The organism is Streptomyces sp. NPDC040610 (assembly GCF_055594065.1).
The window spans coordinates 1,460,894-1,477,207 of record NZ_JBVIXA010000001.1; the positions used below are offsets into that span (position 1 = coordinate 1,460,894).

General features: G+C 72.0%; 13 protein-coding genes. 7 read left to right on the top strand and 6 right to left on the bottom strand.

Annotated elements, in window-relative coordinates; all coding sequences use genetic code 11:
* Window positions 1-22 precede the first annotated feature (22 nt).
* The 5 genes from rlmN (at window position 23) to ACZ6AA_RS06520 (ending at window position 6,084) form a co-directional block, all read left to right on the top strand.
* Window positions 23-1,129, top strand: coding sequence for a dual-specificity RNA methyltransferase RlmN (rlmN, locus tag ACZ6AA_RS06500; RefSeq protein ID WP_468451908.1), 1,107 nt, complete (start codon window positions 23-25; stop codon window positions 1,127-1,129).
* A 258-nt stretch (window positions 1,130-1,387) separates the two neighbouring features.
* Window positions 1,388-2,470 carry a thiamine ABC transporter substrate-binding protein gene (locus ACZ6AA_RS06505; protein ID WP_468451906.1) on the top strand — a complete coding sequence of 361 codons (1,083 nt, stop codon included), beginning with the start codon at window positions 1,388-1,390 and terminating at the stop codon, window positions 2,468-2,470.
* Window positions 2,446-4,155, top strand: coding sequence for an ABC transporter permease (locus ACZ6AA_RS06510; RefSeq protein ID WP_468481985.1), 1,710 nt, complete (start codon window positions 2,446-2,448; stop codon window positions 4,153-4,155). The genes ACZ6AA_RS06505 and ACZ6AA_RS06510 overlap by 25 nt, the downstream gene beginning before the upstream one ends.
* Window positions 4,155-5,222: an ABC transporter ATP-binding protein gene (locus ACZ6AA_RS06515; RefSeq protein WP_468451902.1), complete on the top strand. Its 1,068-nt coding sequence runs from the start codon at window positions 4,155-4,157 to the stop codon at window positions 5,220-5,222. Before ACZ6AA_RS06510 ends, ACZ6AA_RS06515 begins: the two co-directional genes overlap by 1 nt.
* Window positions 5,223-5,292: 70 nt before the next feature.
* Complete coding sequence (locus ACZ6AA_RS06520) at window positions 5,293-6,084, top strand: maleylpyruvate isomerase family mycothiol-dependent enzyme (RefSeq protein WP_468481986.1); 792 nt, start codon at window positions 5,293-5,295, stop codon at window positions 6,082-6,084.
* Between the two features lie 46 nt (window positions 6,085-6,130).
* Here the strand turns inward: ACZ6AA_RS06520 and ACZ6AA_RS06525 are convergent, their stop codons facing one another.
* From ACZ6AA_RS06525 to ACZ6AA_RS06550, 6 genes are all read right to left on the bottom strand, one after another.
* The gene (locus tag ACZ6AA_RS06525) at window positions 6,131-7,258 is read right to left on the bottom strand and encodes an LOG family protein (protein WP_468451898.1); all 1,128 of its coding nucleotides are present in this window, start codon (window positions 7,256-7,258) and stop codon (window positions 6,131-6,133) included.
* A gap of 37 nt (window positions 7,259-7,295) precedes the next feature.
* The gene (locus tag ACZ6AA_RS06530) at window positions 7,296-7,700 is read right to left on the bottom strand and encodes a VOC family protein (RefSeq protein ID WP_468451896.1); all 405 of its coding nucleotides are present in this window, start codon (window positions 7,698-7,700) and stop codon (window positions 7,296-7,298) included.
* A gap of 165 nt (window positions 7,701-7,865) precedes the next feature.
* Complete coding sequence (locus ACZ6AA_RS06535; protein WP_471456517.1) at window positions 7,866-9,047, bottom strand: hypothetical protein; 1,182 nt, start codon at window positions 9,045-9,047, stop codon at window positions 7,866-7,868.
* Complete coding sequence (locus ACZ6AA_RS06540) at window positions 9,029-9,847, bottom strand: ABC transporter ATP-binding protein (RefSeq protein ID WP_468451892.1); 819 nt, start codon at window positions 9,845-9,847, stop codon at window positions 9,029-9,031. Before ACZ6AA_RS06540 ends, ACZ6AA_RS06535 begins: the two co-directional genes overlap by 19 nt.
* Window positions 9,848-10,050: 203 nt before the next feature.
* Window positions 10,051-11,433 (bottom strand): aspartate aminotransferase family protein, encoded by a 1,383-nt coding sequence (locus ACZ6AA_RS06545; RefSeq protein WP_468451890.1) that lies wholly within the window; start codon window positions 11,431-11,433, stop codon window positions 10,051-10,053.
* Window positions 11,418-11,927, bottom strand: a complete 510-nt coding sequence (locus ACZ6AA_RS06550) for an Lrp/AsnC family transcriptional regulator (RefSeq protein WP_030362007.1) — start codon at window positions 11,925-11,927, stop codon at window positions 11,418-11,420. The genes ACZ6AA_RS06545 and ACZ6AA_RS06550 overlap by 16 nt, the downstream gene beginning before the upstream one ends.
* A 156-nt stretch (window positions 11,928-12,083) precedes the next feature.
* On the opposite strand from ACZ6AA_RS06550, the gene ACZ6AA_RS06555 reads away from it, so the two are divergent.
* Window positions 12,084-13,523, top strand: a complete 1,440-nt coding sequence (locus ACZ6AA_RS06555; RefSeq protein ID WP_468451886.1) for a gamma-aminobutyraldehyde dehydrogenase — start codon at window positions 12,084-12,086, stop codon at window positions 13,521-13,523.
* A gap of 151 nt (window positions 13,524-13,674) precedes the next feature.
* Complete coding sequence (locus ACZ6AA_RS06560) at window positions 13,675-15,543, top strand: RING finger protein (protein WP_471456519.1); 1,869 nt, start codon at window positions 13,675-13,677, stop codon at window positions 15,541-15,543.
* Window positions 15,544-16,314 lie beyond the last annotated feature (771 nt).

Below are 16,314 nucleotides of genomic sequence, written 5' to 3' on the forward strand. Positions count from 1 at the left end.
TCTCTGGGACAATGGACTCACCATGCCTAAGCCCGGAGAACTCACTTTCGTCGCGCCCCGTGGAGCCAAGAAGCCGCCGCGGCACCTCGCCGACCTCACGCCCGCCGAGCGGAAGGAAGCCGTCGCCGCGACCGGCGAGAAGCCGTTCCGCGCCAAGCAGCTCTCGCAGCACTACTTCGCCCGGTACGCCCACGACCCCGAGCAGTGGACGGACATCCCGGCCGGTGCGCGCGGCAAGCTCCAGGAGGCGCTGCTTCCGGAGCTGATGTCCGTGGTGCGGCACATCAGCTGCGACGACGACACCACCCGCAAGACGCTCTGGCGCCTGTTCGACGGCACGCTGGTGGAGTCGGTGCTCATGCGCTACCCCGACCGGGTCACCATGTGCATCAGCTCGCAGGCGGGCTGCGGGATGAACTGCCCGTTCTGCGCGACGGGCCAGGCCGGTCTCGACCGGAACCTGTCGACGGCCGAGATCGTGCACCAGATCGTCGACGGCATGCGGGCCCTGCGCGACGGCGAGATCCCCGGCGGCCCGGCCCGCCTGTCGAACATCGTCTTCATGGGCATGGGCGAGCCGCTGGCGAACTACAACCGCGTGACCGGCGCGATCCGCCGCCTCACCGACCCCGAGCCGGACGGCGTGGGCCTCTCGCAGCGCGGCATCACGGTGTCCACGGTCGGCCTGGTGCCCGCCATCCACCGGTTCGCGGACGAGGGCTTCAAGTGCCGCCTCGCCATCTCGCTGCACGCGCCCGACGACGAGCTGCGCGACACCCTGGTCCCGGTCAACACGCGCTGGAAGGTGCGCGAGGTCCTGGACGCGGGCTGGGAGTACGCGGCCAAGTCGGGCCGCCGCCTGTCCATCGAGTACGCCCTGATCCGGGACATCAACGACCAGGCATGGCGCGGTGACCGGCTCGGACGGCTGCTCAAGGGCAAGCCGGTGCACGTGAACCTGATTCCGCTGAACCCCACGCCCGGCTCGAAGTGGACGGCGTCGCGGCCCGAGGACGAGAAGGCCTTCGTCGAGGCCATCGCGGCCCACGGGGTGCCGGTCACCGTCCGCGACACCCGCGGCCAGGAGATCGACGGGGCGTGCGGGCAGCTCGCGGCGGCCGAAAGGTAGTCCCGCGCGGCCGAAAGGAGTCCCGCGGCGGCCGAGAGGTAGTCTGGCGGGCGTCCGTACATCTTCATATTCCGACAGGGGAGCGCCACAGCGCTGAGAGTGCGGTAATCGGCCGCAGACCCTCTGAACCTCGCCCAGGTCATTCTGGGTAGGAAGTTCGGTCGCTACTCAAGCTGTTGCGCCCCGCCCGGGACGCCGATCCGTCGGTCCCGGGCGGGGCCGCGTCTCTTCCTGGTCAACTCCAGGAGGAATGTTTTCGTGAGCACCATCAAGAAGGCCTCGGTCACGGCGGTCGCCGTGGGGCTCGGGCTCGTCGCGGTCACCGCGTGCAGCTCCGACAGCGGCTCCAAGGCGTCGGACTCCAAGTCCGTGACCCTGGTGACGCACGACTCCTTCAACGTCTCCAAGGGCGTCCTGAAGGAGTTCGAGAAGACCTCCGGCTACAAGGTCCGCGTCCTGGAGGACGGCGACGCCGGGCAGGCCGTGAACAAGGCGATCCTGTCCAAGGGCAACCCCCAGGGCGACGTCTTCTTCGGCGTCGACAACACCCTGCTCTCCCGGGCGCTCGACAACGGCGTCTTCGAGCCGTACGAGGCCAAGGGCGCGGACCAGATCCTGCCGCAGTACCGGCCCGCCGGGAGCGAGAAGGGCGTCACGCCCATCGACTCCGGCGACATCTGCGTGAACTACGACAAGAAGTACTTCGCCGACAAGAAGCTGGCGCCGCCGAAGACCCTCGACGACCTGATCAAGCCCCAGTACAAGAACCTCCTCGTCACCGAGAACGCCTCGACCTCCTCGCCCGGCCTCGGCTTCGTGCTCGGCACCGCCGCGAAGTACGGCGACGACGGCTGGCAGTCGTACTGGAAGAAGCTGAAGGCCAACGGCGTCAAGGTCGTCGACGGCTGGGAGCAGGCCTACAACGAGGAGTTCTCCGGCTCGGCCGGCGGCAAGAAGGCCAAGGGCGACCGGCCGCTCGTCGTGTCGTACGCCTCGTCGCCGCCCGTCGAGGTCCTCTACGCCAAGCCGCAGCCCAAGGTGGCCCCGACGGGTGTCGCCACCGGCACCTGCTTCCGCCAGATCGAGTACGCGGGCCTGCTCAAGGGCGCGAAGAACGAGAAGGGCGGCAAGGCGCTCCTCGACTTCATGATCAGCAAGAAGTTCCAGGCCGATCTGCCGCTCCAGATGTTCGTGAACCCCGCCGTCAAGGGCGTGCCCCTGCCGAAGCTGTTCACGCAGCACGGCGTGACGGTCGACAAGCCGCAGACGATGGCCCCCAAGAAGATCGCCGACAACCGTGAGCAGTGGGTCAAGTCGTGGACCTCGCTCGTTCTGAAGTAGCCGAGCCCCGTTCCGGGAAGGCCCGTCGGGGTCTTCCCGGGGGGCGGCGCGGGAGCGCGGCTCGGCTCGGCCTCATGGCCCTGCCCGTCGCGTTCTTCGGTGTCTTCTTCGCCTATCCGGTCGCCGCGATCGTCGCGCGCGGCCTGAAGCCGGACGGCAGCTGGCGGTTCGGGCGGATCACCGAGGTCCTCGGGCAGTCCGACATCCAGCAGGTGCTGTGGTTCACCACCTGGCAGGCGCTCGCGTCGACCGCGCTCACACTCCTCGTCGCGCTCCCCGGCGCGTATGTCTTCGCGCGCTTCGACTTCCCCGGAAAACAGCTGCTCCGGGCCGTCGTCACCGTGCCGTTCGTGCTGCCGACGGTCGTCGTCGGCACGGCCTTCCTCGCGCTGATCGGGCGCGGCGGCCTCTTCGACGAGCTGTGGGGGATGCGCCTGGACACGACGGTGTGGGCGATCCTGCTCGCGCACGTCTTCTTCAACTACGCCGTCGTCGTCCGCACCGTCGGCGGGCTCTGGGCACAGCTCGACCCGCGTCAGGAGGAGGCCGCGCGGATGCTCGGCGCCTCCCGCGCACGGGCCTGGCGGACGGTGACGCTGCCCGCGCTCGCGCCCGCCGTCGCGGCGGCCGCGCTGATGGTCTTCCTGTTCACGTTCACGTCGTTCGGCGTCGTCCAGATCCTCGGCGGACCGGCGTACTCGACCCTCGAAGTCGAGATCTACCGGCAGACCGCGCAACTCCTGGACCTGCCGACCGCCGCCGTCCTCACGATCGTGCAGTTCGCGGCGGTCGGCGCGGTCCTCGCCGTGCACGCCTGGACGGTGCGCAGGCGCGAGAGCGCGCTGAAGCTGGTGGACGCCTCGGTGACGGTGCGGCGGCCGCGCGGCGCCGGGCAGTGGAGCCTGCTCGGCTTCGTGCTCCTGACCGTCGCGCTGCTGATCCTGCTGCCGCTCGGCGTCCTGGTGCAGCGGTCGTTCGACGGACCCGACGGCTACGGATTCCTGTACTACGAGACGCTGCGGTCGGCCGACGGCGGAGCGTTCCTCGTCCCGGCCATCGACGCGATCGGGAACTCACTGCGGTACGCGGTCGTGGCCACGGCCATCGCGGTGGTCATCGGCGGGCTCGCGGCGGCCGCGCTCACCCGGCGTGCGGGGAGGCTCGTGCGCGGGTTCGACGCGCTGTTGATGCTGCCGCTCGGCGTGTCCGCGGTGACCGTCGGCTTCGGCTTCCTGATCACGCTGGACGAGCCGCCGCTGGACCTGCGGGCGTCCTGGATCCTGGTGCCCCTCGCGCAGGCGCTGGTGGGTGTCCCCTTCGTCGTACGCACGATGCTGCCCGTCCTTCGCGCGGTGGACGGACGGCTGCGCGAGGCGGCCGCGGTGCTCGGGGCCTCGCCGCTGCGGGCCTGGCGCGAGGTCGACTTCCCGCTGGTCAGGCGCGCGCTGCTGATCGCGGCGGGCTTCGCCTTCGCGGTGTCGCTCGGTGAGTTCGGCGCGACCGTGTTCATCGCCCGGCCGGACAACCCGACGCTGCCGGTCGCCGTGGCGCGGCTGCTCGGACGCGCCGGGGACCTCAACTACGGGCAGGCGATGGCCCTGTCGACGATTCTGATGCTGGTGTGCGCGGTGTCGCTGCTGCTCCTGGAGCGGTTGCGCACGGAACGTACGACGGGAGAGTTCTGATGACGGCCACGCAGGCGAAGCCCGACGCGACCGGCGCCGCCTCCGACGCGCTGCTGCGCCTCGAGGACGTGACGGTACGGTTCGGGGCCCGCGCCGCCCTGGACGGGGTCGGCCTCGACGTCGCCGAGCACGAGATCGTGTGCGTGCTCGGGCCGAGCGGCAGCGGCAAGTCGACGCTGCTGCGGGTCGTGGCCGGGCTCCAGGGCCCGGACGCCGGACGGGTCGTGCTCGGCGGGCGCGACCAGGACGGGGTGCCCGCGCACAAGCGGGGCGTCGGCCTGATGTTCCAGGACCACCAGCTCTTCCCGCAGCGGGACGTGGCGGGGAACGTCGCCTTCGGGCTGCGCATGCACGGCGTCCCGCGCGCCGAACAGGCCCTGCGGGTCGCCGAGTTGCTCGACCTGGTGGGGCTGCCGGGCGCCCAGAAGCGGGCCGTGTCCGCGCTGTCGGGCGGCGAGCAGCAGCGCGTCGCGCTCGCCCGGGCGCTCGCGCCGCGCCCCCGCCTGCTCATGCTCGACGAACCCCTCGGCCAGCTCGACCGCTCGCTGCGCGAACGCCTCGTCGTGGAACTGCGGGAACTCTTCGACGAGTTGGGCACCACCGTGCTCGCCGTCACGCACGACCAGGGCGAGGCGTTCGCGCTCGCCGACCGGGTCGTGGTGATGCGGGACGGGCGGATCGCCCAGTCCGGCACGCCCCTGGAGGTGTGGCGGAACCCCGCCGACGAGTTCGTGGCGCGCTTCCTCGGCTTCGACAACGTGGTCGACGCGACCGTCACCGGCGAGGCCGCGGACACCGTGTGGGGGAAGGTCCCGGTGCCCGACGGGACCCGGCAGGGGGCGTGCCGACTGCTCGTACGACCCGCCGGGGTGCGGCTCGTGGGGGCGCGGGACGGGCTCGCGTGCGTGGTCGCGGCGCGTACGTTCCGGGGCACCCATGTCGCCCTCCAGTTGGAGCCCCCGGGCGGGCCGAGGCTCGAAGCGGCGTGCGCGCTGCGGGACGCGCCCGCTGTGGGGGAGACGGTGGGGGTCACGTTCGACTCGGGTGATGTCGTGGTGCTCGGCTGAAGGGCGCCGCCGGGCCGCGGTGGCGGAAACACGGCTGCCGGGGCGCGGGACGCCGACTTATGGTTCGGCCATGACGAGACTTGGATACGACCGGTACCGCGAAGAAGTGGGCCGTCAACTCGCGCTGTTCCGGCAGACGCTGGCCGGAGCCGACCTGACGGTCACCGTGCCGACCTGCCCCGAGTGGACCCTCGGACAGCTGGCCCGGCACACCGGCGGCGCCGTGCGGTGGGTCGAGACGCATGTGCGGACCCGGGCCGAGAAGCACGTCCCCGAGTCGGACGTCCCGGACTTCGAGGGCCCCGGCGACGACGACCCCGCCGCGCTCGACGCGTGGCTCGCCGAGACGGCGGAGCTGATCGACGCGGCCCTCGCGGGGGCCGCGGGGGAGACCGCCGTGTGGACGTGGGCGGGGGAGCACACCGCCGAGTTCTGGGCGCGGCGGATGACGCACGAGGTGGCCGTGCACCGGGCCGACGCGGCGATCGCCGCGGGCGTCGAGTACGTCGTCGCGCCCGAGGTCGCCGCCGACGCGATCGACGAGTGGCTGGAGATCGTGCAGTACGTCCAGCGGACCCAGCTCTCGGACAACGCGGCGGAGTTGCGTGGGGGCGGGCGGACCATCCATCTCCACGCGGTGGACGCGGACGCCTCGCTCGACGCGGAGTGGGTGGTGGAGCTCGCCGAGGAAGGGGTGGTGTGGCGGCGGGCCCACGAGAAGGCCGATGTCGCCGTGCGGGGGCCGCTGACCGAGGTCCTGCTCGCCTTCTACCGGCGGCGGGAGCTGGACTCCGGGCGGGTCGAGGTGCTGGGGGACCGGAAGCTGCTGGAGTTCTGGCTGGAGCGGGCCTCGTTCGGGTGAGCGTCGCCGTGACGGCGCTGTCGGCCCGGACTGTGCCCACCCGGGCCTAGGTCCCGCTGAGGGACGCCAGCGTCGCCGCCGCCTCCCCCACGTCCGCCACCAACGCGATCCGGGACTCCATCTCCCGGCCCGCCGCCAGGGACTGGAGGAGGGGCCAGGCCGGGAGGTGCTGGGTCCAGTGGTGGGTGTCGACCAGGACCATGGGGGTCGGGCCGCCGCGGGACTCGTAGTAGTTGGGGGTCGCGTTGTCGAAGATCTCCTGGACGGTGCCCGCGGCCCCCGGCAGGAAGACGACGCCCGCGTTGGACCGGGCGAGCAGACCGTCCTCGCGGGTGGCGTTGGCGAAGTACTTGGCCAGGTGCGAGGCGAAGGCGTTCGGCGGCTCGTGGCCGTAGAACCACGTGGGGATGCCGACGGAAGACCCGCCGGAGGGCCACAGCTCGCGCACCTGGAAGGCGGCCCGCGCCCAGTGCGTGATCGACGGCGTGAACGACGGCTCCTTGGCGAGGACCGCGAGCGCCTTGTCGAGCATCGCGTCGTCGTGCGGCGCCGCGTACGCCCCGAGGTTCGCCGCCTCCATGGCCCCCGGCCCGCCGCCCGTGGCCACCGTGAACCCGTCCCGCGCGAGCTGCCTCCCGAGCCGGGCGGCACCCGCGTACTCCTCGGTGCCCCGGGCCATCGCGTGGCCGCCCATGACGCCCACCACCCGCTGCCCGTGCAGGAGTTCGTCGAGGGCGTCGGAGATGGAGTCGTCGTGCACGGCGCGCAGCATCGAGGCGAAGACGTCCCCGTCGGCCTTGGTCCGCTGGAACCAGGCGTACGCGCGAGCGTCCGGCGTCGCCTCGTACCCCCCGTCGGCGAGCCCCGCGAACAGCTCGTCCGGTGTGTAGAGGAGCCCTCGGTAGGGGTCGAACGGCAGCCCCGGGACGGGCGGGAAGACCAGAGCCCCAGAGGCCCGGACGCGCGCGGCGGCGTCCTCCTCCATGGGGCAGCCGAGGAAGACGGCACCCGTGGTGTCCGCGGTGAGCAGTGCGGCCGTACGGCCCGTCAGGTCGACCGCCTGGACGCGGTGTCCGGCGAGCGAACCGCCCGCTGCGACGATCTCGTCGAACTCGGCGAGCGTCTCGATCTCACGGTCACCGGGGTGCGGGGCGGATGCTTCGGAGGGCAGCATCCGCCCATGCTATGCACCCCTGGGACGCAGACTCGGATCAGCCCTCGACCTGCGTCGGGTCCATCCAGATGACCTCCCAGGTGTGGCCGTCCAGGTCGTCGAACGCCCGGCCGTACATGAAGCCGTAGTCCTGGGTCTTGCCGTCCGTGGCGCCCGCGGCGACCGCCTTGTCGACGAGCGTGTCCACGGCCTCGCGGCTCTCGGCGCTCAGCCCCACGAGGACCTCGCTGGACTTCGTGGCGTCCGCGATCTCCTTCGTCGTGAACTGCGCGTAGTGCGACTTGCTGAGCATCATCGCGACGATCGTGTCGCTGATCTGCACACAGGCGGTGTCGTCCGTCGAGAACTGGGGGTTGAGCGAGTAGCCGAGCGCGGTGAAGAACTTCTTGGAGGCCTCGACGTCGTTCACGGCCAGGTTCACGAAGATCATCTGCTGGTACATGTGCGTCTCCCGTGGGGTGTGTGCCTTGTGTAAGCGCCTGTGTGCGTCTTACGCAGGATTAGACGGCCCTCCGGCGCGGAACTCATCGCCCTTCGCGAAATTTCTTGTACGAGTTTTCGAGAGCGCCGGAACCCCGGGGCACCCCGGGCGGGGGAGCGGCCCCGCTCAGCGCACGAGCGGCATCGCCGACAGCTCCGCCACCAGCCACGTCACCGGCCCGAACACCGCGAGCAGCGCCCCCGCCCGCAGTGCCGCGCACCCCCGCAGGAACGCGGCGGGCGCCCCGAGCCGCAACAGCGCCGCCGTGGTGTCGGCCCGGGCGTGCCGCGCCTCGACCGCGGCCGTGGCCAGCGTCAGGACGGCGCAGCCCGCGACGACCACGGCGCCGAGCGTGGTGAGCGGGCCGATGTCCGAGCCGCCGCCCGCCGTGTCGGCGTACAGGGTGCGGGCCGCGTACGCGCCCGACGCCACCGCGCACACCACGCCCAGCGGCCGCCCGATCCGCCGCGCCTCCTGCTGGAGCACGCGCCCCGCGAGCAGCCGCAGCGCCCCGGGCCGCACAGCCTGGAGGATCCGCCCGCAGAGATGGGTCAGGGCGGGCCCGGCGAGGGCGAGGCCGAGGGCGGTGAGCCCCCACCCGGCGAGCGCGCCGACGGGGCTGCCGGCGAGCCCGCCGGGCAGGCGCGGGCCCGAGCCGTCGTCGGCGCTGCTCGCGTACGTCTCGGCGGCGAGCCCGGCGGCGAACAGGGCGACGCCCCAGGGCAGGCCGCCGGGGGCGGCGGTCGGCGGCGCCAGGTCGGTGGGGTCGGCGTCGGGCTCGGCGTCGGATCCGGGCCGGGCCCGGCGCGGGCGCAGCACGAGGGCGCTGGCCACGGACGCGGTGAGCGGCACCAGTGCGAGCAGGGTCAGGGCGGCGGCGAGCGGCAACGGCCGGTCGGCGGCGAGGAGTTCGGCCGCGGCGCCGTCGAACGGCAGGCCCGTCAGGTCGCCGCGCAGATGCAGGAAGAACAGCAGCGCGAGCATCGAGCCGAGCGTGCAGGCCACGGCCGTGGTCATGGCGGAGACGACCATGAGGCGGCCGGGCCCGAGCCCGATGGAGGCGAGCCCGGGGCGCGGCCGGGTGCCGGGGTCGGTGCGGGCCACGGCGACGGCGAAGTAGACGGTGGCGGCGAGCGGGGCGGCGCACCAGGCGAGCCGGAGCACGGCGCCGGTCGACCCGGCGTGACCCATCGCGTATCCGAGGGCGCACAGGAGCAGGAAGCCGGTTCCGGCCGCAGCGGCGGCGACCAGGAGCCTGCGCAACTGGACCAGGGGGTGGGAGCCGCGGGCTAGGCGGAGAGCGAGCACGCGGCCCGGCCTTCCGTGTCGGAGTCGGTGGGGGTGGCCGTGTCGGCGGGGGCGGCGGCGCGGGAGCTCTTCGCGGCCCCGGTCCGTCCGCCGGGCCCGGCCTCGTCCCCCGGCAGATGCACGGTGTGCACGCGCCGCCCGTCGAGCAGCGTCACCGTGCGGTCGGCGAGGGACGCGACCTCGGCGTCGTGGGTGGCGAGGACGACGGTGATGCCGTGCGAGCGGGCCGCCGTCGTCAGGGTGCGCAGGACGTGCGCGCGGTCGGCGCGGTGCAGCGGTGCGGTGGGCTCGTCGGCGAAGAGCACGGACGGCGTGCAGGCCAGGGCGCGGGCCACACAGACGCGTTGGCGCTCGGCCTGGGTGAGGGCGTGCGGGCGTTTGCGGGCGCAGTCGCCGATGTCGAGGCGCTCCAGCCACTCGTGGGCGGCGGTGCGGGCGCCGCGCCGGGCGCCGCCGCGCAGCATCAGGCCGAGGGCGGCGTTCTCCCAGGCGTTGAGTTCGGGGACGAGCCGGGGCTCGGGGTCGATCCAGCCGAACTTGTCGCGGCGCAGCCGTTCGCGGGCGAGCGGGCCCATGGTGTGCACGGGCGCGGAGTTGAACCACACCTCGCCCTGGCGGGCCAGGAGCTGGCCGGACAGACAGCGCAGGAGCGTGGTCTTGCCGCTGCCGCGCGGGCCGCCGACGGCCAGGATCTCGCCCTCGCGGACACCGAGCGAGACGCCGGTGAGCGCGGCGGATCCGTTGAGTGTGACGTGCAAGGCTCGTGCCCACAGCACGTCGTTGTCCGGCGGGGCCACCATGGCGTACACCTCGGTTCAGATCAGATTGCCTCCCCCGTACGGGGGAACGAAGGCTGGGCCGATCGGTCACTGGGCACGCTAAGGATTCGGCGCCGGGGGCCGGACAAGGACGCGGCCCGGGTGCGCCCATCTCACTCGGATGGGTGCACCCGGGCCGGTCACCGTGCTCGGGGCGGGGCGGACCCCGAAGGGGCCGCGGCGGCTCAGATCTTGGTCCAGGCCTCCGTCAGGACCTGCCGCACGATGCCCTCGATCTCGTCGAACGTCGACTGGTCGGAGATCAGCGGCGGCGACAGCTGGATGACCGGGTCACCGCGGTCGTCGGCGCGGCAGTACAGGCCGTACTCGAAGAGCTTCTTGGAGACGAAGCCGTAGAGCACGCGCTCCGACTCCTCGTCCGTGAAGGACTCCTTGGTGGCCTTGTCCTTGACCAGCTCGATGCCGTAGAAGAAGCCGTTGCCGCGGACGTCGCCGACGATCGGCAGGTCGTGCAGCTTCTGCAGGGTCGTCAGGAAGTTGGCCTCGTTGTCGAGCACGTGCTGGTTGAGGCCCTCGCGCTCGAACAGGTCGAGGTTGGCGAGGCCGACAGCGGCGGAGACCGGGTGGCCGCCGAAGGTGTAGCCGTGCAGGAAGGTGTTGTCGCCCTTGTAGAACGGCTCGGCGATGCGGTCCGAGACGATCGCGGCGCCGATCGGGGAGTAGCCCGAGGTCATGCCCTTGGCGCAGGTGATGATGTCGGGGACGTAGCCGAACTTGTCGCAGGCGAACATCGTGCCGAGGCGGCCGAAGGCGCAGATGACCTCGTCGGAGACGAGCAGCACGTCGTACTTGTCGCAGATCTCGCGGACGCGCTGGAAGTACCCGGGCGGCGGCGGGAAGCAGCCGCCCGCGTTCTGCACCGGCTCCAGGAAGACCGCGGCGACGGTCTCGGGGCCCTCGAAGAGGATCTCCTGCTCGATCTGGTCGGCGGCCCAGCGGCCGAAGGCCTCGGGGTCGTCGCCGTGGATCGGGGCGCGGTAGATGTTCGTGTTCGGGACCTTGTGGGCGCCGGGCACGAGGGGCTCGAAGGGGGCCTTCAGGGCGGGCAGACCGGTGATGGACAGGGCGCCCTGCGGGGTGCCGTGGTAGGCGACCGCGCGCGAGATGACCTTGTACTTCGTGTGGTTGCCGGTGAGCTTGTGGTACTGCTTCGCCAGCTTCCAGGCGGTCTCGACGGCCTCGCCGCCGCCGGTGGTGAAGAAGACCTTGTTCAGGTCGCCGGGGGCGTGGTGGGCGAGGCGCTCCGCCAGCTCCACGGCCTTGGGGTGGGCGTACGACCAGATGGGGAAGAAGGCGAGGTCGGCGGCCTGCTTGGCGGCGACCTCGGCCAGCTCGCGGCGGCCGTGGCCCGCCTGGACCACGAACAGGCCCGCGAGGCCGTCGAGGTACTTCTTGCCCTTGTCGTCGTAGATGTAGGTCCCTTCGCCACGCACGATGGTGGGAACGGGCGCGTTCTCGTACGACGACATGCGGGTGAAGTGCATCCACAGGTGGTCGTACGCGGTCCGGCTGAGGTCCTTGGTGCTCACGGCTATCGGGTTCCCCACATGTAGGTCTGCTTCTTGAGCTTGAGGTAGACGAAGCTCTCGGTGGAGCGCACGCCGGGGAGCGCGCGGATCCGCTTGTTGATGACTTCGAGCAGGTGGTCGTCGTCCTCGCAGACGATCTCGACCAGGAGGTCGTGCGAGCCCGCGGTCATCACCACGTACTCCGCCTCCGGCATGGCGGCCAGGGCGTCCGCGACCGGGTCCACGTCACCCTCGACGTCGATCCCGACCATCGCTTGGCGCCGGAAGCCCACGGTGAGCGGGTCCGTCACGGCCACGATCTGCATCACACCCTGGTCGAGCAACTTCTGCACCCGCTGGCGCACGGCCGCCTCGGAGAGGCCGACGGCCTTGCCGATGGCGGCGTACGGACGGCGGCCGTCCTCCTGGAGCTGTTCGATGATCGCCAGGGAGACGGCGTCGATCGACGGGCCGCCGCCACCGCGGGAGCTGCTGGGGTCTGCGCTTCGACTTGCCACGACTTCACTGTGCACGACGTCTCGTCTGTTCCGCAAGCCCGGAGCAATGAAATTCGTTGTTCGACAACTCTGCAGGCACGGATTTCGCAGATATGGGCGGCTGGGTATGTTGAAAGCGTCGGTGCACCGACTAGGGTGGGTGTCTCATCCACTGGACAGGAGGGCTTGGCAGTGACCACCGAGCTGCGCCGTCTGCGCAACTACATCAACGGCGAATTCCGGGACGCGGCCGACGGGCGGACCACCGAGGTGATCAACCCGGCGACCGGCGAGGCGTACGCGGTGGCACCGCTGTCGGGTCAGGCCGACGTCGATGCCGCCATGAAGGCCGCCGCCGACGCGTTCCCGGCCTGGCGCGACCTGGTGCCCGCCGAGCGCCAGAAGGCCCTGCTGAAGATCGCCGACGCGTTCGAGGAGCGCGCCGAGGAGCTGATCGCGGCCGAGGTGGAGAACACGGGCAAGCCGATCGGACTCACGCGGTCCGAGGAGATCCCGCCCATGGTCGACCAGATCCGCTTCTTCGCGGGCGCGGCCCGGATGCTCGAAGGGCGCGCCGCGGGTGAGTACATGGAGGGTCTGACCTCCATCATCCGGCGCGAGCCGATCGGCGTCTGCGCGCAGGTCGCGCCGTGGAACTACCCCATGATGATGGGCGTGTGGAAGTTCGCCCCGGCGCTCGCCGCGGGCAACACGGTCGTCCTCAAGCCGTCCGACACGACCCCCGCGTCGACGGTCCTGATGGCCGAGATCATCGGTTCGATCGTGCCGCCCGGCGTCTTCAACGTCATCTGCGGCGACCGTGACACGGGCCGCGCGATGGTCGAGCACCGGACGCCCGCCATGGCCTCCATCACCGGCTCCGTGCGCGCCGGCATGCAGGTCGCCGAGTCCGCCTCCAAGGACCTCAAGCGGGTCCACCTGGAGCTCGGCGGCAAGGCGCCCGTCGTGGTCTTCGAGGACACCGACATCGCCAAGGCCGTCGAGGACATCTCGATGGCGGGCTTCTTCAACGCGGGCCAGGACTGTACGGCCGCGACCCGCGTGCTCGTCCACGAGTCCATCCACGACGAGTTCGTGACCGCCCTCGCCAAGGCCGCCGCCGACACCAAGACCGGCCAGCCGGACGACGAGGACGTGCTCTACGGCCCCCTCAACAACGCCAACCAGCTGAAGCAGGTCACCGGCTTCATCGACCGGCTGCCCGCGCACGCCAAGGTCGAGGCGGGCGGCCAGCGGGTCGGTGAGAAGGGCTACTTCTTCGCGCCGACCGTCGTCTCCGGCCTCAAGCAGGACGACGAGATCATCCAGAACGAGGTCTTCGGCCCCGTCATCACCGTCCAGCCCTTCACGGACGAGGCCCAGGCCATCGAGTACGCGAACGGCGTCGACTACGCCCTCGCCTCCTCGGTGTGGACCAAGGACCACGCCCGCGCGATGCGCCTGTCCAAGGCCCTCGACTTCGGCTGCGTGTGGATCAACACCCACATCCCGCTGGTCGCGGAGATGCCGCACGGCGGCTTCAAGAAGTCCGGCTACGGCAAGGACCTCTCGGCGTACGGCTTCGACGACTACACGCGCATCAAGCACGTGATGACGTCCATCGAAGGTTAATTCGGGTGCCTTCGGGAGCCGCCCCCGCGTACCGTTGCGTACGCGGGGGCGGCTCCCGTTGTGTGCTTCCTTCTCCCTTCTTCTGCAAAAAGATCCGTAGCGCACACACTCTCCGCCCCCGCTTCTTCTTGTACGACGGGGGTGTGACCTGATGACGACGACCGACGATCTCGCCGCGCTGCTGCTGCGCCGACGGCAGAGCGTGTACGTTCCCTCCGGCGCCGGACGGTCCGCGGAGACCGACGCCGCCGTGGTCGTCCTCGAAGCCGAACTCGCCGACCGCGGGCACCTGTTGACCGTCCCGCTGCGGCGCGCGCTCGTGGCTCTGCCCGCCGCCGAACTCGCCGTGACCGGCATGCGGCTGCTCGCGGACGTCGACGCCCTGATGGGCTCCGACCGCCACCACGCCCCGCTGTTCGCGCGGTTCCCCGACGAGATCCCGTACCAGCACGCGTACGACCGCTACACCTCCCTCGTCATCACCTACCTCGCGGCCCAGCCGAACCAGCCCTGCATGAACTGCGCGGGCACGAAGACGCGGGTGCGCGCGCTCGCGCCCTGCGCGCACCTGGTGTGCGACAACTGCCACGGCGTGGCGTGGGACACGGGCTGCTGCGACAGGTGCTGCGTCTGGTACGCCTGCCCGATCTGCGAGCGGCGCTACGAGACGGACGGGCCCACCGACCCCTGGATCGACACCGGGGCCGAGCACAGCGGCGACGGCGGCGAGATCCTGCGCGCCCTGCGCCTGGGCGCGCCCGACGACGCGGCGGCGGAACTCGCGGCGCTCCTCGCCCGCCGGACCCCGCTGAACCCGCAGGACCACGACGACCTGGTGCTGCTGCTCGCGCGGGCCCACGCCGAGGACCGGGCGCAGGGCGACTTCGGCTGGCTGCCGGACGAGATACCCCTGCGGGAGAGCAAGGCCCTGGCCCTCGCCCCGCTCCTGGACGACCCGGCCGGGCGGCCGCTCCTCGCCCGGTACGTGAACACGGCCACGGATGTGCTGCGGCTGCTCGTCGTGCGCTCCGGCGGCGACCCCGACCTGCTCGAACTGCCGCGCCTGCGGCGGGTGTCCCGGGTGGTGCGGCGGGAACTTCTCGGGCTGCTCGGGGCGTTCGACCTGCGGCAGCTCTGTGAGGATTTCGCCCGGTATCCCGGGGCCTGGAAGCGGGTCGGTGAGATTCTGCACCCCTTCGAGCGGGCCGAGCGGCATCCCCGTGTCGCGCTCGCCTTCGCCGTCCTGCGCGGTACGCGGCTCGACGAGTCGGTGCTCACCGAGGTGCTGCTCGGTGAGGCCGCCCGGCACGACGACATCCGTCTTGACGGTGACCGGCTGCGCCACACCGGGTGGCAGGGCCGTGTCGAGGCGGCGCTCGCCCGGTGGGACACCACGGCGGCCACCGCGCTGCTGCGGGCCCGGCCCGGTGAACTGCTGCGTCGGCTCGATGTGTTGCTCGCCCGCTCCGGTGAGACCACGTTGCCCGAGCCGGTGACCGAGGCGTTGGCCCACGCTCTGCCGCGGGCGGGGGCGGGGCCGCTGCTCGGGGCGTACGGCCGGATGAAGGTGCGTGGGGCGCCCGGGGGGGCGGCGGGTCTTCTTTCCGCGTGGGCGTGTGACGAAGGGCTACGCCGTCGACGATCTGCGTCCGCCGCTGCCCGCCCGGGTGGCCTCGCGGGCCGCGGAGCTCATCGAGGCGGAGGCTGTGCGGCGGCTTGCGGTGGGGGTGGGCCCTCGCGGGGTGAGCCCCGGTCCCGCCCCTTCCCGCAGCATCGATCAGCGGCTCCGCCGCGGGCAGGGGCCGCCGCCCCCGGACCCCGCCGATCGCCGCTCCGCGGCTCGTCCTCAAACGCCGGACGGGCTGAAAACCAGCCGCACCGGTGCGGGCGTGCCGTACGACGTCGCCGTGCTCGACGCCGGTCTCGACGATCTGCCCGTGCCGTTCGCCGAGCGCGCCTCCGCGGTGTCGCTCGTGTCCGTGCCGCGCGGCAGCTCGCTGGCCATGCCCGCGGACAGTGAGCGGGTGCGGCTCTTCCTGCACTGGCAGCAGCCCAAGGGGGTGCGGGTCGACCTCGATCTGTCCGTCGCGATGTTCGACGAGGCGTGGCGGTTCGTCGGGCTGTGCGACTACACGCAGTTGGAGTACGCGGGCGGTGCCGCGGTGCACTCGGGCGACCTGACCTCGGCGCCCGCGCCGCACGGCGCCACCGAGTATCTGGACCTGGACCTGCCGCGGCTCGTCAAGACCGGAGTGCGGTACGTCGTGCCCGCCGTCCTGTCGTACAACAACGTGCCCTTCGACCAACTCCCGGATGCCTTCGCCGGGTTCATGGCCGTCGACACGGCGCGGCAGGAGCGCGTCCGCTACGACCCGCGCACCGTGCGGCAGCGGTTCGACCTCGCGGGCGACGCGGCGCTGCGGATCCCGATGATCGTGGACCTGCGTGCGCGCCGCGCCTGGTGGGCCGATCTGACGCTGGCCACGGGCGACGGCAACCACAGCGTCTGGCGCCACCGCGCGGCCCTCGCCCGCGCCGGGCACGACCTCGTCGACACCTTCGCTGCCGGAGGCCGGGCCACGCTGTGGGACCTGGCCTGCTGGACGGCGGCGGCCCGCACCGACGGCGACGTCCTGGTGCGCGGACGCGGCCACGTCCTGTGGGGCTACCGCCGGGAGCCGGACGAGCCGCGCGCCGACTTCGCGGTGCGCATCCGGGACGCGTGGGAGCCCGATGTGCTGTGCGCGGAGCCGGAGTTGACGGACCGGCACGCGCTGGTCGCCCTCGTGCA

Coding starts and splice junctions, on each gene's coding strand:
- ACZ6AA_RS06515 (WP_468451902.1), top strand. CDS start 4,155: ATGACGGCCACGCAGGCGAAGCCCGACGCGACCGGCGCCGCCTCCGAC.
- ACZ6AA_RS06560 (WP_471456519.1), top strand. CDS start 13,675: ATGACGACGACCGACGATCTCGCCGCGCTGCTGCTGCGCCGACGGCAG.
- ACZ6AA_RS06540 (WP_468451892.1), bottom strand. CDS start 9,847: ATGGTGGCCCCGCCGGACAACGACGTGCTGTGGGCACGAGCCTTGCAC.
- rlmN (WP_468451908.1), top strand. CDS start 23: ATGCCTAAGCCCGGAGAACTCACTTTCGTCGCGCCCCGTGGAGCCAAG.
- ACZ6AA_RS06525 (WP_468451898.1), bottom strand. CDS start 7,258: ATGCTGCCCTCCGAAGCATCCGCCCCGCACCCCGGTGACCGTGAGATC.
- ACZ6AA_RS06530 (WP_468451896.1), bottom strand. CDS start 7,700: ATGTACCAGCAGATGATCTTCGTGAACCTGGCCGTGAACGACGTCGAG.
- ACZ6AA_RS06520 (WP_468481986.1), top strand. CDS start 5,293: ATGACGAGACTTGGATACGACCGGTACCGCGAAGAAGTGGGCCGTCAA.